The sequence below is a fragment of the Clostridium septicum genome (genome assembly GCF_003606265.1).
Classification (GTDB): domain Bacteria; phylum Bacillota; class Clostridia; order Clostridiales; family Clostridiaceae; genus Clostridium; species Clostridium septicum.
In genome coordinates this window covers 295,909-317,948 of record NZ_CP023671.1, presented here as the reverse complement: position 1 = coordinate 317,948, position 22,040 = coordinate 295,909, and the positions used below count along the sequence as shown (strand labels likewise).

Genomic DNA, 22,040 nt, shown 5'->3' with positions numbered 1-22,040 from the left:
AGTATTTAAGTATAATTTGAATATAACATATATAAAAGGATAAAATAATTCTAGTTAAATAGAAAGGATGATATAAATGAGTTTATTTTTAGGAAAAATTCACTATTGGTTATTCAATAAAATAGTATGGTTTGAAGGTCTTGAAAAGGAAATAATAGATCTTGCTAAAAAAGAAGGTATAGATATAGAAAAGCTATCTAATGTGATTAATGGAGAGTTTGGTGAAAGTTTACCTAATTTACCTCTTGAAAATATTATAGATAAAAATAATATTCATGGATGGTTACAAGAAAGAATTCACTCAGCAGAAGGTAGAATAGCTACTTGGACAAAAGAAATTTTAAAAAACGGAGATAATTTTTCAAAATTAGAGAATGTATATATTACACAAGGAATGAAAGCTGCAAAAGAAGCTTTAGAAAAGGGAGTAGAAGCAGGAACAGCCATAGATATATTTAATAGTATGAATGATTATATATTAGATGGAATGCCTTGTGATAGAGTAAATGAAATTCTTATTTCTGAGGAAAATGAAGTTAAATGGATAAGAAGAGTATGTGTACATAAAGACATATGGGAAAAAGCAGGTGTAGAAGTTAAAAATTTTTATATATTAAGAGGATTATGGGTTAAGGCTTTTGTAACTGAATTAAATAGTAATTTTCAATATGTTGAAAATGAGGATGGATCAATGGAAATTAAAAAGGTGTAAGGAGGAAATAAATGAATGCAATAAATCTAATGATGGAAGAGCATAAAAATATTAAAATTATGCTAAAAATAGTAAGGAAAGCATGTTTTAATATTTTAAATAGCTCAGAAGTAGACTATGAAGATTTTTATTTAATAATAGATTTTATTAGGAATTATGCAGATTCTCATCATCACAAAAAAGAAGAGGTAATGTTATTTAATAAAATGATAGATGAAATGGGAAGTACAGCTGAAAAGCTAGTTAAATATGGAATGTTAGTAGAGCATGATTTAGGAAGGCTATATATAAGTGAATTAGAAAATTCTCTTAAGAAAATGAAGTATGGAGATAAAGAAGCTAAATTGGACATTATTGCAAATGCAATTTCATACACGAATCTCTTAGAGAGACATATAGAAAAAGAAGATAACGTAGTGTATAAATTTGCAGAAAGAGAGTTAAAAGAAGATACATTACTAGAAATAAATAATGAATGTATTAAATTCGAAGAAGAAAATAATAAAGTTAAAATTGAAAATTTAAAAATATTAGAGACATTAAGAAATAAATATATAGAGTAGGAGGAAATAATATGATTACGAAAGATATGACAATTGGAGAAGTTATAAGAGTTAATGAGAAAGCTGTTGATGTTTTTATGAGGTTTGGAATGGGATGTGTAGGATGTCCTTCAGCTCAAGCAGAAACAATAGAAGAAGCCGTAAGTATTCATGGATTAAATCTAGACGAATTATTAGAGGCTTTAAATAAGTAGTAGAAAAAAACATCTAAGTTTTAAATTTAGATGTTTTTTTTATTTATTATTCAGTTTTAAAGTTGTCCATTTCAAGTTTAGTTTCATGAGCAAGTTCATTTAATTCTTCTGAAGCAGTACCAACTACTAAAGCTGAGGCATTTAATTCTTCAGCTGAAGCAGCAATTTCTTCAGTAGTTGCTGAAATTTCTTCTGAAATAGCAGATAAATTATTTATATTTTGAAGTATATCATTTTTATTAGTATTTATAGAATTTAAGTTTTTACTCATAAATGATATTTTAGGAATAATATCATTTATTGAAGTTAGTATATCATTAAAGGATTTAATAGTATTATTAACAACTATATCTTGAGATTCAACGTCTTTTTTCATGTTTAAAGAATTAGAAACTAAGTCTTCAGTATTTACAATAATATTATTTACAACAGAATAAATAGTTTCAGTAGATTTATTACTTAGTTCAGCTAATTTTCTAATTTCATCAGCTACAACAGAAAACCCCTTTCCAGACTCACCAGCACGAGCTGCTTCTATAGCAGCATTTAACGCTAATAAGTTTGTTTGTTCTGAAATATTTCTAATTAAGTCAGTCATTTCATTTATTTTCTTTATTTCTAATGTATTTGATTCTAATTTTAAATTAAAATTATTAAAATTAGAATTAAATTTTGAAAGATTCTCTATTAACTTTGAAAGTTCATCTGTACTAGTTTCTGCTTTTTCTTTAATAATATCATTCATTGATGTAATGACTATTACTTCTTCAGTAAGTTTTTCTAAGCTTTCACTAAAATCACATAAGCTGCTAGTTATATTTGTAAGATCCATAGCTTGAGTACTTGTACCATTAGCAACATCAGAAATTGCCTGTGATACTCCAGAAATAAGACTTGTAAGTTCATTTGATATATTTTTTAGGACTTCTGATTTATTATCAATGGAGTTAGCAGTAGTTTTAATTTTATTAAAACTATTAACAAGACTTTCATTAGCTTTAATTAAAGAAATACTCATAGTTTCAAGTTCAGTTTTACAATTTATAGAGCTTTTATCTATTTTATTAGTAAAATCACCATTAGCAAAGGAATTTAATGAATTATTAACTTTAATAATAGGATTAGAAATCTTATCAGATATATAATTAATTAATAAAGTTAAAGATATTAAGCAAATAATAGCAATTAAGGATATTAGGAATTTTATTTTGCTAAATTCTTTTAAAACTGTATTATGAGTAACATATACAGCTAATGACCAATCAGTTCCTTCAATTGGAGTATAAGCAATGTATTTATCAGCGTCTTTATTGTAGTATGTAGATATTCCAGTTTCTTTAGCAATCATTTTTCTATGTATATCTTGAAGTGTATTATTATTTTCAGATTGTGAAGTTGCTAATGAGTTTACTTGCTTTTCAACAATGTTCTTATCTTTTTCAGCTATGTATGTTCCGTGATTGTCCAAAATATAAGCTCCCCCAGAGCCCATAATATTAATATTTGAAATTATATCACATAGTTCAAATCCATCTCTTATAACTACTAAAACTCCTATTATTTGTCCATCTGAATTAGTAATTGGAGCTGCCATTTCATATAAGAAATCACCACTGACTTTACCAAAATGGGGAGTGCCGATGGATATGTTTCCTAATAATGCATTTTGAAAATATTCTCTTTCGGAAACATTTCCTTTTGAACCAGATATATATTCTATATTTCCATTAATATCAGATATTCCAATATTTTTATATTTATTTGTTTCGGCAGATTCTTTAAGAAAAGTCTTTTTGCTATTAAAGTCTGATTTTTCTTTTAAGATTGGATTTGATGATAAAGCTAAAAGAGTATTACTTCTTTCTGATATAACATCACTAACACCTATGCTGGCTAGTTTAGCAGAAGATACTAGAAAACTTTCAGTATTTTTAAATAATGAATTTTTTGCAAGAACATATGAAGAAAATCCAAGCAATATTATAGTTATTGCCATTATAGGAATTAAACCTGATCTCATTTTAGATTTTAGTGTTATTTGTTTTTGCTGGTTTCTTTTAAGATTTTTTAAAGTCATGAACAAATCTCCCTTGTAAATATATTTCAAGATTTTATAATCGACATTTAGTTACAAAACTTTAATAAATATACTATTTAGATGTTTCTGACTTTTCATTTTTCATTTCCCAGTAAATTAAAAGTGCTAAAAACCCCCTAAGCAAACTTACAGCTGCAATTATCCAAAGTTCATCAATACTTTTTATAAGGACTGTTTTAAGAATTTCACCTGCAAGTTTAAATTCTAGTGCCATGGCTAAATTATTAGCAAAAGTATATTTAATAGGATATTCTTTATTTGTAAGTATACTTTTTATATATCTATAAAAAGCCGTAATAGCTCCAATTAAAACAATTACTATTCCCATAACTTCTAATAAGTTTATTAATGAAGGTAAATATTTATTAAGTAATTCCTCTAACATAAAAAAATCCTCCTAAAAGATGTTATAAACTTATTGTCCCAAGAAATTATATAAAAATGTATTAAAGAAGTATGAAAAGTACTCTTTTAATTGTATGTATACATTTTATTATTATTTAATCCTTTGATATTATTTATATAATTAATAAAAAGGGGGAAATTTTTATATGATTGAAACAACCAAAAGAAATAGAACTATAAGTTTAATTAAGATGGCAGTAATGGCTGCTCTAGTATGTTTTGCAACCTTTTCTTTTAAAGTTCCTACATTAAATGGATATACTCATTTAGGAGATTCCATGATTTTTATATCAGTAGTTTTATTAGGTGGTAGAAAAGGTGCCTTTGCAGGTGCAATGGGGGCAGCTTTAGCAGACTTAATTGGAGGATACATGATATGGATTATTCCAACATTTATTATTAAATATGCAATGGCAGTAATTATGTCATTTTTTATAATGAAGTTTAAAAATGAAAAAAGTTATAATTGGATTATTGGAGCAGTATTAGGAGCTATAGTTCAAATAATGGGATATACATTTACAAATTATATACTATTTGGATTAAGTTATGCTGTTGCAGAGTTTTGGGGACTAATTGTACAAAGTATAGCTGGATTAATTTGTGCTATAGTAATTATAACTATGTTAGTAAAGTCTAATTTACTAAATAGGTTAAAGGAGAAGTAGGATAAGAGAAAAAATTGATACACTTTTACTAAAAATCTTTAAATTATAAAATAATACATAGACTTTATAATTAGAAGAATTTATTATTAAACTATAAATAAACTTAAAGAGAGGTTATTAATATGCTTAATAAATTGGAAAAGGTTGCTAAAGAACTAAATAAAAATAATATAAGATGGGCAATAGGAGCTTCTATTTTATTAAAAGAATATGGAATTGTAAATGAAGTTAATGATATAGATATTATTGTAGACTGTAAAGATATTGGAAAGGTAGATAAAGCACTAAAAGAAATAGGAATTAAAAGAGATGAGAATAAAAACTCTAATTATTCAACAAAGTATTTTTATGAATATTTAGTTGATGGTGTGGATATAGATGTTATGGCTGATTTTGCTATAAATTATGAAAATGGAGTTTATACTGTGGTATTAGATGAGAAATCTATAGCTTCATACAAAACTTTAAATGGTATTAAAATACCTTTTATGGCCTTAGAGGATTGGTATATAATTTATCAACTTATAAAAGGAAGAGAAGTTAAAGTTATGTTAATAGAGAAATATTTAATGGAAAATGGAATAAGGCATAGGGAGTTAATAGATAGAGCTTTAAAAAATGATTTACCAAAGGATGTTTTAAAAAGGAGTAAAAAACTTTTTAATTAATAAATAATATCTTAAAATCTATAGAATTTTATAGTAAAATTGTACTGGAAATAATAAATTAATAGTAAATATTAATTTAATACAGGGAGGTATTATGCAAATAACGAGAGATAAGAGATTCTATAGGTTACTTTTAAGTATATCATTACCAATAGCTATGCAAAATCTAATTACATTTGCTGTAAGTATGATTGATACGTTAATGGTTGGTTCCCTAGGAGAAGTGCAATTATCGGCAGTATCCATTGCAAATAATTTATTTTTTGTACTTATGATTTTAATGTTTGGACTAGCTGGTGGATCTAATATTATGATATCTCAATATTGGGGTAAAGGAGATAAAAAGGCAATTCATAAAATACTAGCTATAATGTATAGGGTATGTATTACAATTACAATAGTATTTATTTTTATTGCAATATTTATACCAAGTAAATTTATGGGTATTTTTACCACTGATTTAGCTGTAATAGAAGCTGGATCAAGTTATCTTAGGATAGTTTGTATTGGTTATATATTTTACGCTATAACCAACTGTACCATAATGATACTTCGTTCAGTAAAAACAGTTAAAATATCAATAATTGTTTATAGCATTTCTTTAATAGTTAATGCATTTTTTAATTGGGTACTTATATTTGGTAATTTAGGAGCTCCACAACTTGGGATAAAGGGAGCTGCCATTGCAACAGTAATAGCTCGAATTTGCGAATTTTTAATTGTTTTAGTATTTATGTCAGTATTTGAAAATAAAATACTTCTTAAATTAAAACATTTTAAAAAAGTAGATAAAATTATATTAAATGATTATATATCTATTTGTACACCTGTACTTTGTAATGAATTATTTTGGTCAATTGGAGCATCGATGATTTCCGTTGTAGTAGGTAGAATGGGAACTGATGTAGTTGCTGCTAATAGTATAAATGGAGTAGCTCATCAATTTGTTACAGTTTTTATTTTTGGATTATCTAATGCATCGTCTGTAATAATAGGAAATACAATAGGTGAGGGTAAAAGAGAAAAAGCTAAAGAATATGCCTTTACCATTGGAATTTTTAGTGTTGTTATGGGAATTATAGCTAGTGGAATTATATATATTATTAGGCCTATAGTAGTTGACTTTTACAATGTAACTTTATTTACAAAAGGAATAGCAATGGACATTATGAAAGTAACTTCTATTATAGTAATATTTCAGTCTTTAGGAGTTAATCTAATGATGGGAGTATTAAGAGGTGGAGGAGATGCTAAATTTGTATTAATTAATGATATTGTATTTATGTGGTTAGTTGCCATACCAGGTGGTTTTATAGGAGCATTTTTATTGGATTTACCTGTAGCATTAGTATTTTTCATAATAAAATCAGATGAAATTTTAAAATCTATAGTAAGTGTATTTAGGGTATTAAGTGGAAAATGGGTTAGAGATGTAACGAGAGATTTTGTTGAAATTGAAGTTTAATAAAAAAGGTTAGAAAAATTAATTTCTAACCTTTTTTATTAAGAATTATTTTTTATATATTTTTTTTCATAAATATAATAAAGTAGGAAACCTACAAATCCAAAGAAAAGAGGTCCTATAAGTTGAAATAATGTTGAAATATAATCCTTAGTTTCTAATGCTGGCTGTAGTATAGTAAAGAAATTTGCAAACCCTACTGTAAATGTAACTATAATGGCAGTTACATTAGTTACTATTGGATTCTTATATATTTCAAAAGGTTTTTGAATTTCTTTTTTTCTTTTAAAATAGATAAAGCCAAAAGATAAGAACATATAAGGAATAGTCATAGCAACATTACCCATTAATATTAAGTAATCAAGAAACACACCTGCACTTTTACCACCAAAAGATGAAATAAGTATTATAGAAACTACTATTATACATTGCACCCACATGGCATTAACAGGCATATCATTCTCATCTTTTATTGTCCATCTTTTTGGCCAAATTTCAGAGGGTGTTCCTTCAATTAATTGTTTTAATGGTGAATAAATTAAAGTAAAAAAAGCCCCTGTTAAGGCTAAAAACATAGCAAGGCCAATAAAACGTGCAAACCAAGCACCTAAAATTACAGTATTATCAGGTGAAAGATTAAAAACCCTACCAAGTTCAATTCCTAGATTCTTTATAACAATATATGATACATTAGCCATATTTACATTTGAAGAACTTAATATAGATTTCCAATTAATAAAGAAACCTACAAAAAGAATTGCTAAAGAATAACCAACAGCAATTACTAAAGCTGCTATTTTAATTCCTCTTGGAAAAACAACTTTAGGATTTTCAGTTTTATCAACTAAACCACCTACAGCTTCTAGTCCACCATATGCAAATAATGCAAAGACTAAAAAGCTAAGTATACCTAAAGGGGTTTGATAATTAGGATTAGGTGAGTGAATAAACTCAGCTGCACTTATTGGTTGTGCCATATTAAATCCATTAAATACTAAAACTATTAATGCACCAATAATTAAAACTATGTTAGCACTACTTACAAAAACCCCACCAATAGATGCTATTTTAGCAATACTTTTAAGACCTTTTGAGGATATAAAAGTTATTAAAACTATAAATATACAACCTAGTATAGCTAATGTTCTTGGAGCATTTAATCCAAATAAAGACCAAGTCTCTGTTTTATCTGTACCAAATATTAAATTAGATAAAGGAACCCAGATAGAAGAAGATACGCTTACCATCCAAATTAAATAAGATGCAAACCACATGAATGTTCCTATAAATGCGTATTTAGGCCCAACAGATTTTTCCATCCAAGAATATATTCCACCTTTTTCTTTTCTAAAAGCAGCTCCATATTCAGCCATCATAAATGCATATGGTATAAAAAATGTTATGGCAGATAGTATGTACCAAGGAATAGCGGAATAACCCATTAAATAAAAAGCCCTTGGAATATTATTAAAACCATAAACTGATGTGAAAATCATAAGAATAAGAGCGCTTAAAGTTAATTTGCTTGTATTATTTTTATTACCTTTCAAAATCTTAAACCTCCTTTTTATTTTTATTATGTTCTTAAATATATTGCCCAAATTTTTCTGGGGTATTAAGGAAACTATAGGTAGGTTTTATAATTAAATGGAATAGTGTATAATAAAAGCACATTAAAAAAGAAATTTTGTTAAAAATAAATATTGAAATTTAATGTACAAATAACTAGGGAGATTTTATGAAAAAAATAGATTTAACAGAAGGCAATGTAAGAGATGTAATAATAGCTCTTGCATTGCCTATTATGGGAAGTTCCTTATTACAATTAACATATAATCTAGTAGATATGCTTTGGGTTGGGGGACTTGGAAGTGATAGTGTTGCTAGTATAGGAACATCTAGTTTTTTTATAGGGCTTGGACATTCTATAAATTCATTAGTAGTAATAGGAACAGGAATTAAAGTTGCACATTCTATTGGCGAGAAAAATGAAAGAGAAGTTAAGGAATACTTAAATTCAGGATTATTTTTAAATCTTATAATTGGAATAATTTATTCTACAATTATTATAGTTACAGGGAAAAAACTTATAGGATTTTTTGATTTAAATAATCCCATAGTTGAGAAAAATGGATATTTATATTTAGCTTTTAGTGCACCAACATTACTTTTTACTTTTTTTAATATTTTATATATTAGGGTTTTAAGTAGCTTTGGAAATAATAAAAGTGCTTTAAAAATAAGTGCATTAGGAATAATTATAAATATAATTTTAGATCCTATTTTAATATATAGTTTTAAAATGGGAGTTCTAGGAGCGGCAATAGCAACTCTACTTTCAAATATTTTAATGTTTATACTTTTTAATATTAAGGGAAAAGAAATGCTAACTTTTGATTTAAGTGTAGGAATAAGAAAAGAAAATATAATTAAAATTGCAAGGCTTGGGTTTCCTATGGCATTTCAAAGAGTATTATTTACTTTTGTTAATATAGTTTTAGCAAAAATTATATCTAATTTTGGATCAGATGCAATTGCAGCACAAAAGATAGGGTTACAAATAGAATCTATAATGCTTATGGTAGTAGGAGGATTAAATGGTGCAGTCTCTAGCTTTGTTGGGCAAAATTATGGAGCAAAAAGAAATGATAGAGTAATAAAAGGTTATAATATTTCACTTTTAATTGGAACAATATATGCAGCAGTAGCATCCATTATATTTATAATATTCCCTGAATTTTTAGTTAAACTATTTGTAAGAGAAAAAGAAACTATAATAATTGGATCTAGCTACTTAAGAATAGTGGGATTGTCTCAAGTTTTTGCAGCAATAGAAATGATATCTAATGGAATGTTTACTGGAATTGGAAAGCCTAAGATTCCAGCTTTTATTAGCATGATATTTACTGTTTTAAGAATTCCTATGGCTTTGTTTTTAATTAAAGGTTTAGGAATTAACGGAGTTTGGATTAGTATATCAGTATCAAGTATTTTAAAGGGGATAACAGCTTATTTAATGTATAGATATAAGATATGGAGGAGTTATAAAAATGTTATACAGTATTAAGGATAAGTTAAGCAAAAAGGATTTATTAAATGGAGGATATGGAATAGAAAGGGAGTCTTTAAGAGTTGATAAGAATGGAAAATTATCAATAAAACCTCATTCAAAAAATTTTCATGGAAAAATATCAAATCCTTATATAACAACAGATTTTTCAGAAAGTCAAGTGGAATTAATAACTCCTGTACTTAATAGTTTAGAAGAAGTTTATAATTTTTGTAGTTCACTTTTTGACATTGTTGATTTAGAAATTAAAGATGAATACTTATGGCCCCAATCAATGCCTTGTGATATTCCAGAAAATCATAATATACCGATAGCTGAATTTTGTAGATGTAAAGAAGAAGGAAGAAAAGCTAGAGAGTATAGAGAAAAATTATTTGAGAAATATGGTGGAAAAAAACAATTAATTTCAGGAATTCATTATAATTTTTCTTATAATGAAAATTTAATAAAAAAGTTATATCATGGAAGTAGTAAAGAAAGATGTTATAAGGATTTTAGAGATGAAGTATATTTAAAAGTAGCTAGAAATTACTTAAGATATAGATGGCTTTTAATTTACCTTTTAGGTGGAGCTGCAATAATTCATGGAAGCTATGAAGGTGAATGTATTAAAAAATTACAAAAGATAGCAGATGATACATTTAGTAATGAGGGAGCTTTATCATATAGAAATAGTGATTGTGGTTATGGTAATAAAATAGACTTATTTCCAAGTTATAAAACTGTAGAAGATTATGTTAAAAGTATTAAAGGATATGTAAATGAAGGTATAATAGATAGCCATAAGGAGCTTTATAGCCAAATTAGATTAAAAGCTAAAGATAATAATAATTTTTTAGATTCTTTAATTGAAGATGGAATAAATTACTTAGAAATTAGAAGTATTGATATTAACCCTTTTGATAAAGTTGGAATAACTTTAGAGGATTTAAAGTTTGTTAATTTATTTACTTTATTTCTTCTAAATGAAGAAGAAGATAGATATGAAAAATGGCAAGAAGAAGCTCTATATAATCAAAAAATAATAGCAAGTTATGGTCAAAAAAATATATTTCTTAAGAGGAATGGAGAAAAAATCGAAAAAGATACTTGGGCAATGGTATTACTTAATAAGATATCTAAAATTAATGAGGATTTTAATTTAAATAGTGATGATATAATAGAAAGCCAAATAGAAAAAGTTAAAAATCCTAAAAAAACATATGCAAACAGAATTACTGAAATGGCAAAAGAGGAGGGCTATATTAATACTAATTTAAAGTTAGCTAGAAAATATAAAGAAGAGTCTTTTAACAATAGATATAAATTGATAGGATTTTCTGATTTAGAATTATCAACTCAAATACTATTAAAAGCTGCCATTAAAAGAGGATTAAAGATAGAAATAATAGATAAAAATGATAATTTTATTTCGTTGCAAAAAGGTGAACATATAGAGTACATAAAACAAGCAACTAAGACTTCTATAGATAATTATATAACTGTTTTAATTATGGAAAACAAAACAGTAACTAAGAATATATTACATAAAAGCCAATTGAAAGTTCCTTTAGGAAAAGAATTTTATTCTTTAAATGAAGGGATAAATAGTATTTATGAATTTGTAAATAAGGAAGTAGTTATTAAGCCAAAATCAACTAACTTTGGATTAGGGATAAGTATATTTACTAAAGGGGCTAAAAAGGAAGATTTAATAAAAGCCTTAGAGTTTGCCTTTAAATACGATAATACTGTTATTATAGAAGAATTTATTAAAGGAAAGGAATATAGATTTTTAGTTATTGGAGATAAAGTAGAGGGAATCCTTCATAGAGTTCCAGCAAATGTTTTAGGAGATGGAAAACATACTATAAGGGAATTAGTAGAAGAAAAAAATAAGGATTCTTTAAGGGGAAAAGGATATAAGACTCCTTTAGAAAAAATAGTTTTAGATGATGTAGCAAAGCTTTTCCTAAATCAAAGAAACATAGACTTTGATTATATTCCAAAATATAATGAAATAGTATATCTTAGAGAAAATTCAAATATAAGCACTGGTGGAGATAGTATAGATTACACAGATGAAATTCCAAATATTTTTAAAGATATTGCAGTAAAAGCAGCTAAAGCAGTTAATGCTAAAATATGTGGAGTAGATATGATAATAGAGGATTATAAAGATGAAAATTCAAATTATGCAATAATAGAATTAAATTTTAATCCAGCAATACATATACATTCTTTTCCTTATAAAGGAAAAGAAAGAAATATAGGTGATAAAATATTAGATTTATTAGGCTTTCAATATAAAAATGAGTGTTAGATTATATAAGAAAAAGGATAGGAATCATTTACTATCCTTTTTTCTTATGTGTAATAAATTTATCAGATACTATTGTGATAAAGATAACTAAAAATAATTTTAAATGTAAACAATTAAAGAAAGAATTTTTAGAAAATAATTAAAAAAATTAAATATAATTTGAAAAAATAAGAAACATTTAAAATCAATTGTTGTAAAAATGGAAATATGGTAAAATAAAGTTATTAAATGGTAAAATATACATATAATAATTTAATTGAATTATAATATTATGTTTTAATTTTCAATAAGCGCTTTTAAATTAAAAAATATTAAAATTAGGGGATGGGATTTAGGATGAAAAGAAAAAAAATACTAGCAATGATTGTAGCTGTACAATTAATTTCAACATCATTTATATTAGGGGGATGTGGATCAACAAATAATAATAAAGATAAAACTTCAGTTAATCTTCGTATAATGGCCACTACAGATATGCATTCAAATTTAATGGATTATGATTATTATACAGATTCAAAAACAGATAAATTAGGAATGGTTAAAATATCAACTTTAATGAAAGAGGCAAAGAAGGAAGTAGATCCTAATAATAATTTAGATGATGAAATAGACAATACTTTAGTTGTTGATAATGGAGATGATATACAAGGTACTCCTTTAGCAGATTATTATAATATGGTTGAAGTAACTAAGCCTGGCGAAAAAAGTCCTATATATGAGACTTTAGAGAAAATGAATTATGATATCGGAAATATAGGTAATCATGAATTTAATTATGGTTTAGATTATTTAAAACAATTATTAAATGACACTAGTTTACCTACAGTAAATGCTAATGTTTATGAAGTTGATGGAACAACAAATGTATTTACTCCATATAAAATAATTGAAGAAAAGGTAATGGATTCTGCAGGTAAAGAAGAAACTATAAAAATTGGAGTAATAGGTTTCGTTCCACCACAAATTTTAAATTGGGATAAAATAAATTTAGATGGAAAAGTAGTTGTAAAGGATATAAAGAAAACAGCAGAAGAGTTTATTCCTAAAATAAGAAAAGAAGGAGCAGATATAGTTATAGCATTATCTCATAGTGGATATGGAGATGGTAAGTACGAAGAGGGAAAAGAAGATGAGGCATATGAACTAACAAGAATAGATGGTATTGATGCTGTAGTTACAGGTCACTCACATGATCAGTTTCCAAATAAGAAATATGAAAAATTAGGAAATGTAGATGTTGAAAAAGGTACTATGAATGGAATTCCTACAGTACAGCCTTTAAATTACGCAAAAGAGCTAGGAATAATAGACCTTAAACTTGAAAAGGACGGAGAAAAGTGGAAGGTTATTGATGGAAAAAGTGAAGTGAGAGCAGTTAAAGGAGTTGAAAATGATAAAGAATTAGTAGATTTCTTAAAGCCTTATCATGAAACTATTTTAGAGTATATAAATTCTTCAGTAGGTAAAATAGCAAAAGATATTAATAGTTATTTTGCTTTAGTTGCAGATAATGAAGGTATGCAAATAGTAACTGATGCTCAAAAAAAATATGTGGAAAAACTAAAAGAAAACAATATAGAGGAAATTACAAAGTATAAAGATCTTCCTATATTATCAGCAACAGCTCCTTTAAAAGCAGGATTAACAGAGGGAGGAATAAACCCAGAGGATTATTTTAATTTAAAAGAAGGGGACATAAAAATTAAAGATGTATCAAATCTTTATAAGTATCCAAATATGTTAGCAGTTGTTAAAATAACAGGAGCTGATGTTAGAGAATGGTTAGAAATGAGTGCAGGACAATTTAATAAATTAGATAAAAATAATAGTGAGGCACAAGATTTAATAAATATTAATTATCCAGGTTTTAACTTTGATATTATAGATGGAGTAACTTATGAAATAGATGTTACTGAAGATACAAAATATGATAAGGAAGGTAATATAGTAAATGAAAAAGCAAATAGAATTAAAAACTTATCATATAATGGAAAGCCTATAGATGATAATCAAGAGTTTCTTGTAATAACTAATAACTATAGAGCTGGTGGTGGGGGACATTTCCCATGTTTAAAAAATGGAGATAAGCTTATATATTTAGCAGCTGATGAAACAAGGCAAATAATATCAGATTATATAAAAGAAAATAGTCCATTACCTTGTAATAAGGATAATAATTGGAAGTTGTCTGGAGATGGAATTAAAGCAAAATTTATATCAAATGAAAATGCTGAAAATTATATAAGTGAATATAAAGGTATAACAGCTAGTGATTCTGCAGGAGAAAAACTTAAAAATTATATATATGATTTAACAAAATAATTATATATATAAATAAAAACTGTTCTTAAGAATATTTAATTAATTTTAAGAACAGTTTTTTTTATGATAAAATAAATTTTTATTAAAATTATTTGTAGGAAAGTGTTAAAAACCGATTTATTATTGTTAAAATATTTAAATTAGAATAATTATATTAATTTCTAGGTTTTACTTAAAATTAAAGGGGGATTTAAAATGAAAAGAAGCAAGGAAACTATAAAAGTAATTATTATAACTACACTAGTTACAAGCATAGGTTTCGCTACTACTTTAGAAACAACTATTAAAGCTGATATAAAAAATGATAGTACATGTATAGAATTAAATACAAATAATGAGAATTCTATAATAAATACTCTTAGATTAAAGTGGAAAGAAGATTTAACTGTTGGATCAAAAATGGATGTCAAAAACTCTGCAATAGCTAAAAAAATTTCATGGTATGAAAAACAAACAGATAATTGTTTAAAGAGTATGAATGAGAATCCAGATAATGATTGGTTGTGGGAAAACCTTAAGGAGTATAAAGATAAACCATCACAAATAACCTCTATGTTTAATAATATATTATCAATGGCAACATCATATAATTTACCTAATAATAAGTACTATAAAAATAAAGAATTAAAAAATAAAATAATTTTTGCTTTAGAATGGATAAATAAAAATGCTTATAATGAAAATATAGAACAATATGGTAACTGGTGGGATTGGGTAATTGGAATACCTGCTAGATTAAATAATACAACAATTTTAATGTATGATGATTTATCACAGGATCAAATAAAAAGATATATGGATGCTATACAAAAGTTTTTACCAATTATAGATCCAGGAAGTAAATATCATACAGGGGCAAATTTAGCAGATGTATGTATAAATAAGCTATTACAAGGTGTAATTTCTAAGGATCCAAGCAAGATAAAAGAAGCTTCAGAAGATATAGAAGGTGTATTTGAATATGTCACAAATGGCGATGGATTTTATGCAGATGGTTCATATGTACAACATGGGATTGTAGCTTATACAGGATCTTATGGGAATGTATTAATAGACAAGATATCAAATATAATGTTTTTATTAGAAGGAACTCCATGGTCAGTTAAATCACAAAGCAAAAATAATGTATATAAGTGGATTTTTGAAAGTTTTGATCCAATTATATATAAAGGATATGTTATGGATATGGTTAGAGGAAGATCCATTTCAAGATATAATGGAAATGGATATATGCAGGCATCAGGTATAATAGAAGGAATGATAAAACTTTCAATGATATCAGATGAAGATACATCAAAAAAAGTCCAAGCTTTAGTTAAGGAATGGGCAAATGAAGCAGAAGAAATAATAGATTTTGGTACAAGGTTTAAATCGATAAATGTAATAAATAAATTTTATCAATTTATGAAAGATGATAGTATTGTGGCAACCAAACAAGAAGCAAAACATAATGCTTTAAATATGATGGATAAGACTATTCATGAAAGAGAAGATTATGCATTATCAATTTCAAGAAGTTCAAGTAGAATAAGTAAATATGAGTTTATGAATAAAGAGAATTTAAAGCCTTGGTTCCAAGGAGATGGAATGACATACTTACATAATGATGATTTAACTCAATTTTCTGATGATTTTTGGCCTACAATAGACCCTTATAGAATGCCAGGAACAACCATTGATAAAAGGCTAAGAAAAGATAAAGAAATTTTACCAGGAATAGATCCTGGATCAAGTGATCAAGATGAAGTTTATTATGAACTTGGAAATAGTAATTGGTCAGGTGGATCTAAATTAGGTATTTATGGAATTTCAGGTATGAAAATAGATAATAAGTATGATTCATTAACTGCAAATAAGTCATGGTTTATGTTTGATGATGAAATAGTTGCATTAGGTTCAGATATAACAAATCCTGAAGAATACGATAATGAAACTATAATTGAAAATAGAAAAATAAAAAAAGATGGAAGTAACAGATTTATAGTGGATGGAGAAGAAAAGATAAAAACTTTAGGTGATAGTGATAAAGTAGAAAATGCTAAATGGGCTTATTTGGAGGGAAATGTTAGTAATTCTAACATAGGTTATTATTTCCCAGATGGAGCAGATATAAATATATTAAGAGATAATAGGGAAGGAAATTGGTTTAACATTAATTCATCTAAAGCTGAGGCTGATAAAGTTGTTACAAATAATTATTTAACTATGTATATAAATCATGGTTCTAAAATAAAAAATGAAAAATATAGCTATGTTTTATTACCCAATAAATCAGTAGAAGAAGTTAAGTCCTATTCAGAAAAATCTAATATTGAAATTCTTAGGAATGATGAAATAGCACAAGGGGTTAAACATTTAGGACTAAAGATGGAGGGTGCAAACTTTTTTGTAGATGGAGAAAATACATCAGGTTCTATAACATCTACAGGGAATTCATCAATAATGGTAAAAGAAAATAATGATAAAACATTAACTATAGCGGTTTCAGATCCAACTTTTCAGGAAAATAATATATCAGTTCAAATAAATAGAAAAGGTGCAGAAGTTGTTTCGTCAGATAATGAAATAGCTAATATTAACTTAAATAATAATAAAATTTCATTTGATGTAAATACAACAGATGCTAAAGGAAAAACATTTGAACTAGTTGTTAAACTTGTAGAGGATGGAAGCGAGGAAAAACAACAAATAAAAAACCAAGCACCTGTCATTAATGGAGAAGATGTAAACTTAACTGTAGGAGAGAAATGGAATAAAGATCTTCATAAAATAGTTGTAATCGATAAAGAAGATGGAGATTTAACAGAAAAAGTTAGGATAAAAGAGAATAACATTAAATTAAATAATGATTCAATAGTTACAGAATCAGGAGAATATAACGTAGTATTTGAAGTGGAAGATAAAGACGGAGATAAAACAGAAAAGACATTTAAAGTTAATGTTAAAGATAGAAACCAAGCACCTGTCATTAATGGAGAAGATGTAAATTTAACTGTAGGAGAGAAATGGAATAAAAATCTTCATAAAATAGTTGTAATCGATAAAGAAGATGGGGATTTAACAGAAAAAGTTAGGATAAAAGAGAATAACATTAAATTAAATAATGATTCAATAGTTACAGAATCAGGAGAATATAACGTAGTATTTGAAGTGGAAGATAAAGACGGAGTTAAAACAGAAAAGACATTTAAAGTTAATGTTAAAGATAGAAACCAAGCACCTGTAATTAATGGAGAAGATGTAAACTTAACTGTAGGAGAGAAATGGAATAAAGATCTTCATAAAATAGTTGTAATCGATAAAGAAGATGGAGATTTAACAGAAAAAGTTAGGATAAAAGAGAATAACATTAAATTAAATAATGATTCAATAGTTACAGAATCAGGAGAATATAACGTAGTATTTGAAGTGGAAGATAAAGACGGAGATAAAACAGAAAAGACATTTAAAGTTAATGTTAAAGATAGAAACCAAGCACCTGTCATTAATGGAGAAGATGTAAATTTAACTGTAGGAGAGAAATGGAATAAAAATCTTCATAAAATAGTTGCAACTGATAAAGAAGATGGGGATTTAACAGAAAAAGTTAGGATAAAAGAGAATAACATTAAATTAAATAATGATTCAATAGTTACAGAATCAGGAGAATATAACGTAGTATTTGAAGTGGAAGATAAAGATGGAGTTAAAACAGAAAAGACATTTAAAGTTAATGTTAAAGATAGAAACCAAGCACCTGTAATTAATGGAGAAGATGTAAATTTAACTGTAGGAGATAAATGGAATAAAAATCTTCATAAAATAGTTGTAATCGATAAAGAAGATGGGGATTTAACAGAAAAAGTTAGGATAAAAGAGAATAACATTAAATTAAATAATGATTCAATAGTTACAGAATCAGGAGAATATAATGTAGTATTTGAAGTGGAAGATAAAGACGGAGATAAAACAGAAAAGACATTTAAAGTTAATGTTGAAAATAAAAGTTCTAATAGTAATAAAAATAATATAGGAAACTTACCTAAGACAGGAACTGGTGTAGGGGCAACAGGATTATTAGCAGTAGCAGTTTCTTTACTGGGAGTTGGAGCTACACTATTCAAAAAGAAAAAGTAAGTGAATTTATCAATAAATGATTTAAAATGTGATATAATAGTAAATGAAGTTGAATATTTAATAACAAAAAGGAGATGGAGAAATGGAAATTGAAAAATTATTAGAGAAATATCTAAGAGCAATTGGTAAATTAACTCCCGGTGATAAAAATTTTTGTGTAGTTAAATATGACTTGATTGAAGAAAAAGATATTATTTATTGCCAATATGGATATACTAATGACGAGGTAGTAAATAGTTTTAGAAATCATAATTTTTTAGATGAGGTAAAAATTAAATTAACCTTTGATAAAGATAATCTTTCAATGAATTTTTTAATTAGATAATAAAAATTAGGGGTATCTTAATGATATCCCTTTTATAATAGTTAAAAAAATAATTAATAATATTTTTTTAGTGTATAGATTATTAAAGTATATAGTGAAGAATTAATTAAGCTTTTATTAAATATGTAATATAATATAACAAATTGAAAAAAATGTGTTATAATTTTAGCTGAAAACTTAGTTAAAACTATTTAGAATAATAATATGGAGGGGCTAATGATAGTAAACAACAAAAAAAAGAAGAAAAAGCTGTCTAGATACATAGGTTTAAATTTAGTTATGTTTTTAATTTTTGGAATAATTATATCTAAATTAGTTTATCTTCAAATATACAAATATGAAGATTATAAAGAAAGAGCCGATATAGGATCAACAAGATTTGTTGCAGAAAAAGCTCCTAGAGGGAAGATATTAGATAGTTCAGGAAATGTTTTGGCAACTAATGTTCAAACTTATGCTTTAACCTATACTACTACAGAAGAATCAGAAAAAGATTTTTATACAACTATGGATAATATTTTTAAGATTTTGAATGATGGTGAAGAGCAGTTTAAAGATGATCTTATGCTTAAAATAGATAGTAATGGGAAATTTTATTTTGATTTTAAAACTGATGTTAAAGCGGATCGTGAGGCAGCAGAAATACTTTTTAAAAGAGATAGAGGGTTAAATGAACAAATAGAAAAAAAGTTATTTGGAGATAAAAAAGGAGATTTAACAGATGAAGATATAGCTGCTGTTAATAAAGAATTATTAAAGATTACTCCAGAAGAAACATTTTATGCATTAGTTAAAACTTATAATATGTATGAACTTATAAATAAAGATCCAAGTAATGAGCAACTTAAAGCTTATATAAATATGAGTGGAAAAGATATGACATTAGAGATACTTAATAAATTTTCGGCTACGGAAATAAGAAACTACATGGTAGTTAAAGATGCTATTAAAATACAAAGTTTTAAAGGATATAGAGCAGTTACAATAGCAAGCAATATAAAACAAGAAACTGCATTTGTAGTTTATCAAAAATTAAATGATTTGCCAGGAATAGATGTAAGCTTAGAACCAATAAGATCTTATCCTTATGGTAATTTAGCCTCATCTGTTTTAGGATATATATCACCTATTAACAGTGCACAGGAGAAAAAATATGACTTAAGAGGATATGATGTTTCTTCTGACTTAATAGGAGTTGCTGGAATAGAAGCAGCTTTTGAAAGTCAATTAAAAGGATCAAAGGGTGGAACAACAATAAAAGTAAATTCTAAAGGAAGAAAAACAGAAGAGTTATTTAAGTTAGAGTCTTACCCAGGAAATAATATACATCTAACCATAGATAAGGATATTCAATATGCAGCTCAAGAGTCTTTGAAAGATATAATAAATAAAGTAAATACAATGGTAGACTTTAATGGAGCAACTTACCCTGCTGCAACAAGAGGAGCAACTGTAGCAATAGAAGTTAAAACAGGAAGAATATTAGCTTTAGCTAGTTATCCAGATTATGATCCTAATATGTTTGCAGTTCCAGGTGGATTAAGTGCAGAAGATAGTAAAAAATATTTTAGTCCTGATTATGAAGAATTTTATAAAGAGTATGTAGCTAGAACAAATGCTTCTGCAACATTAGACGAATTATTCCCAGAAGAAGATGGAGTTAGAAAAGATGATAAGGATATTTATCCAAGAAGCTTCTTTAATTATGCAACTCAAGGGTTAATTCCACCAGGATCAAGTTTTAAGCCTTTAACAGCTTTAGCCGGTCTTCAAGAAGGTGTTGTAACAGGTGATACAATAATGGATGATACAGGTATATGGAATATACATAAAGATATATTTGGAGATTATGCGCCGACAAACTATGCAAAGATAGGACATGGACCTATAGATATAAGAAAGGCTTTAGAAGTATCATCAAACTTTTATTTTTATGAAACTGGTTTTAGATTATATGAAAAATACGGTTCAACAGTAGAATCACTTGATACAATAGCAAAGTATGCTTATAAATTTGGACTTGGACTTGATGCCAATAGTAATATGAAGCCTGAAACTGGAGTTGAAATAGAAGAAAATTTTGGTCAAGTATATAACTTTAAATCCTTTAAAGAAGGAGCAATACATTCAGCTATGTTTTCTCTAGTTGACTTTTTGGAAAAAGGAACATATGGTGCATATAATTTCATTCCTTTTGATATTAAAAAATTAGAAGATGATGCAGAAGATTTAAAAAATGCAAAGCAAGAATTAAAAGATAAAGTTACCAAGAGACTTGAACAAGTGGGAACAAATGAAAAAGCCTTAGGAGCAGATGAGTTCTCAGCAGATATTCAAAAAGAAATTAAGAATGTTATGAAAGCTTCTGCTAAATATAAAGAGAATGTGAAAAATTATGAGAATAGTAATAATAAAACAGTTGATCTTGATAGAGAAGCTAAAATAATCGGAGATGCTATCGCTCAATTTACAGTATTTGACCAAGCAAGTGCAATTACATCCCCAGCGGAAATAGTTAATGCTGCTATAGGTCAAGGTATAAGTAGATTTACACCTTTACAGTTAGCCAATTATATGGCCACATTAGCCAATGGAGGAACAAGAAATAAAGTTCGTTTAGTAGATAAGATAACTTCGCCTACAGGAGAGGTTATTCAAGAGTTTAATACTGAAGTTTTAGAAAAAATAGATATAGATCCTCAAAATTTACAGATTATAAAAGAAGGTATGTATAGAGTTAACCATGTAGATTCTAGCTCTTTCGTAGTACAACAATTTGGTAATTTCCCTATACCTACTGCAGGTAAAACGGGTACAGCCGATTTTCTAAATACGCAAGAAGCTTATGACTACATAGGAAGAGATCCATATGCAACATATGGTAGTTTTGCACCAGTAGATGATCCAGAAATTGCAACATTTACTGTTTTATATGATGGTGGTAGAGGTAGTTACTCATCTTTCCCAACAAAAGCTATTTATGAAGCTTATTTTAAGGATAGATTACTTCAAATGGATCCAAACTATGGTGAAAAATCAGAAACATTTAAAAAATATGTTTTAAATTCAACAGTAAAAGATAATAAAGATACTCAACATTAAAGTATAAATAAATTACAAATTCCTTTAATATAT

At 26.7% G+C, this 22,040-nt stretch carries 15 protein-coding genes; 12 read left to right on the top strand and 3 right to left on the bottom strand.

Annotation, left to right across the window (positions count from 1 at the left end):
- The first annotated feature begins 76 nt into the window (after nucleotides 1–76).
- From CP523_RS01415 to CP523_RS01405, 3 genes are read left to right on the top strand one after another with little or no spacing between them, the layout of a single operon-like run.
- Nucleotides 77–712 (top strand): hypothetical protein, encoded by a 636-nt coding sequence (locus CP523_RS01415; protein ID WP_066675597.1) that lies wholly within the window; start codon nucleotides 77–79, stop codon nucleotides 710–712.
- Nucleotides 713–723: 11 nt separating this feature from the next.
- The gene (locus CP523_RS01410; RefSeq protein ID WP_066675595.1) at nucleotides 724–1,275 is read left to right on the top strand and encodes a hemerythrin domain-containing protein; all 552 of its coding nucleotides are present in this window, start codon (nucleotides 724–726) and stop codon (nucleotides 1,273–1,275) included.
- A gap of 11 nt (nucleotides 1,276–1,286) precedes the next feature.
- Nucleotides 1,287–1,469: a DUF1858 domain-containing protein gene (locus tag CP523_RS01405; RefSeq protein WP_066675593.1), complete on the top strand. Its 183-nt coding sequence runs from the start codon at nucleotides 1,287–1,289 to the stop codon at nucleotides 1,467–1,469.
- A 46-nt stretch (nucleotides 1,470–1,515) separates the two neighbouring features.
- On the opposite strand, the gene CP523_RS01400 is transcribed toward CP523_RS01405, so the two are convergent.
- Entirely contained in the window at nucleotides 1,516–3,546 is a 2,031-nt protein-coding gene (locus tag CP523_RS01400) for a methyl-accepting chemotaxis protein (RefSeq protein WP_120140426.1), read from the bottom strand.
- Between the two features lie 73 nt (nucleotides 3,547–3,619).
- Nucleotides 3,620–3,952, bottom strand: coding sequence for a DUF1622 domain-containing protein (locus tag CP523_RS01395; protein WP_066675589.1), 333 nt, complete (start codon nucleotides 3,950–3,952; stop codon nucleotides 3,620–3,622).
- A 166-nt stretch (nucleotides 3,953–4,118) separates the two neighbouring features.
- Between CP523_RS01395 and CP523_RS01390 the strand changes: the two genes are divergently transcribed.
- From CP523_RS01390 to CP523_RS01380, 3 genes are all read left to right on the top strand, one after another.
- Entirely contained in the window at nucleotides 4,119–4,640 is a 522-nt protein-coding gene (locus CP523_RS01390; protein ID WP_066675585.1) for an ECF transporter S component, read from the top strand.
- A gap of 122 nt (nucleotides 4,641–4,762) precedes the next feature.
- Nucleotides 4,763–5,308: a nucleotidyltransferase family protein gene (locus CP523_RS01385; RefSeq protein WP_120140425.1), complete on the top strand. Its 546-nt coding sequence runs from the start codon at nucleotides 4,763–4,765 to the stop codon at nucleotides 5,306–5,308.
- Nucleotides 5,309–5,402: 94 nt separating this feature from the next.
- On the top strand, nucleotides 5,403–6,773 hold the full coding sequence (locus CP523_RS01380) for an MATE family efflux transporter (RefSeq protein WP_066675583.1): 1,371 nt from the start codon (nucleotides 5,403–5,405) through the stop codon (nucleotides 6,771–6,773).
- A 38-nt stretch (nucleotides 6,774–6,811) separates the two neighbouring features.
- Here CP523_RS01380 and yjeM read toward each other — a convergent pair whose 3' ends face one another.
- A complete protein-coding gene (gene yjeM, locus CP523_RS01375) occupies nucleotides 6,812–8,320 on the bottom strand; it encodes a glutamate/gamma-aminobutyrate family transporter YjeM (protein WP_227909592.1) in 1,509 nt (502 codons plus the stop codon).
- Between the two features lie 188 nt (nucleotides 8,321–8,508).
- Here yjeM and CP523_RS01370 point away from each other — a divergent pair, with 188 nt between their 5' ends.
- From CP523_RS01370 to CP523_RS01345, 6 genes are all read left to right on the top strand, one after another.
- Nucleotides 8,509–9,837, top strand: coding sequence for an MATE family efflux transporter (locus CP523_RS01370; RefSeq protein WP_066675582.1), 1,329 nt, complete (start codon nucleotides 8,509–8,511; stop codon nucleotides 9,835–9,837).
- Nucleotides 9,821–12,142 (top strand): bifunctional glutamate--cysteine ligase GshA/glutathione synthetase GshB, encoded by a 2,322-nt coding sequence (gene gshAB, locus CP523_RS01365; protein ID WP_066675580.1) that lies wholly within the window; start codon nucleotides 9,821–9,823, stop codon nucleotides 12,140–12,142. Before CP523_RS01370 ends, gshAB begins: the two co-directional genes overlap by 17 nt.
- A 336-nt stretch (nucleotides 12,143–12,478) precedes the next feature.
- Nucleotides 12,479–14,464, top strand: coding sequence for a bifunctional 2',3'-cyclic-nucleotide 2'-phosphodiesterase/3'-nucleotidase (locus CP523_RS01360; RefSeq protein ID WP_162925927.1), 1,986 nt, complete (start codon nucleotides 12,479–12,481; stop codon nucleotides 14,462–14,464).
- A gap of 195 nt (nucleotides 14,465–14,659) precedes the next feature.
- The gene (locus CP523_RS01355; RefSeq protein ID WP_120140423.1) at nucleotides 14,660–18,580 is read left to right on the top strand and encodes a polysaccharide lyase 8 family protein; all 3,921 of its coding nucleotides are present in this window, start codon (nucleotides 14,660–14,662) and stop codon (nucleotides 18,578–18,580) included.
- Nucleotides 18,581–18,662: 82 nt separating this feature from the next.
- Complete coding sequence (locus CP523_RS01350) at nucleotides 18,663–18,905, top strand: hypothetical protein (RefSeq protein WP_066675575.1); 243 nt, start codon at nucleotides 18,663–18,665, stop codon at nucleotides 18,903–18,905.
- Between the two features lie 216 nt (nucleotides 18,906–19,121).
- Nucleotides 19,122–22,007 carry a penicillin-binding transpeptidase domain-containing protein gene (locus CP523_RS01345; protein ID WP_066675574.1) on the top strand — a complete coding sequence of 962 codons (2,886 nt, stop codon included), beginning with the start codon at nucleotides 19,122–19,124 and terminating at the stop codon, nucleotides 22,005–22,007.
- The last annotated feature ends 33 nt before the right edge of the window (nucleotides 22,008–22,040 follow it).

Bases quoted from the DNA above. Each gene is read 5' to 3' on its own strand.
- CP523_RS01415 (WP_066675597.1), top strand. From the start codon at position 77: ATGAGTTTATTTTTAGGAAAAATTCACTATTGGTTATTCAATAAAATA.
- CP523_RS01410 (WP_066675595.1), top strand. From the start codon at position 724: ATGAATGCAATAAATCTAATGATGGAAGAGCATAAAAATATTAAAATT.
- CP523_RS01405 (WP_066675593.1), top strand. From the start codon at position 1,287: ATGATTACGAAAGATATGACAATTGGAGAAGTTATAAGAGTTAATGAG.
- CP523_RS01400 (WP_120140426.1), bottom strand. From the start codon at position 3,546: ATGACTTTAAAAAATCTTAAAAGAAACCAGCAAAAACAAATAACACTA.
- CP523_RS01395 (WP_066675589.1), bottom strand. From the start codon at position 3,952: ATGTTAGAGGAATTACTTAATAAATATTTACCTTCATTAATAAACTTA.
- CP523_RS01390 (WP_066675585.1), top strand. From the start codon at position 4,119: ATGATTGAAACAACCAAAAGAAATAGAACTATAAGTTTAATTAAGATG.
- CP523_RS01385 (WP_120140425.1), top strand. From the start codon at position 4,763: ATGCTTAATAAATTGGAAAAGGTTGCTAAAGAACTAAATAAAAATAAT.
- CP523_RS01380 (WP_066675583.1), top strand. From the start codon at position 5,403: ATGCAAATAACGAGAGATAAGAGATTCTATAGGTTACTTTTAAGTATA.
- CP523_RS01370 (WP_066675582.1), top strand. From the start codon at position 8,509: ATGAAAAAAATAGATTTAACAGAAGGCAATGTAAGAGATGTAATAATA.
- gshAB (WP_066675580.1), top strand. From the start codon at position 9,821: ATGTTATACAGTATTAAGGATAAGTTAAGCAAAAAGGATTTATTAAAT.
- CP523_RS01360 (WP_162925927.1), top strand. From the start codon at position 12,479: ATGAAAAGAAAAAAAATACTAGCAATGATTGTAGCTGTACAATTAATT.
- CP523_RS01355 (WP_120140423.1), top strand. From the start codon at position 14,660: ATGAAAAGAAGCAAGGAAACTATAAAAGTAATTATTATAACTACACTA.
- CP523_RS01350 (WP_066675575.1), top strand. From the start codon at position 18,663: ATGGAAATTGAAAAATTATTAGAGAAATATCTAAGAGCAATTGGTAAA.
- CP523_RS01345 (WP_066675574.1), top strand. From the start codon at position 19,122: ATGATAGTAAACAACAAAAAAAAGAAGAAAAAGCTGTCTAGATACATA.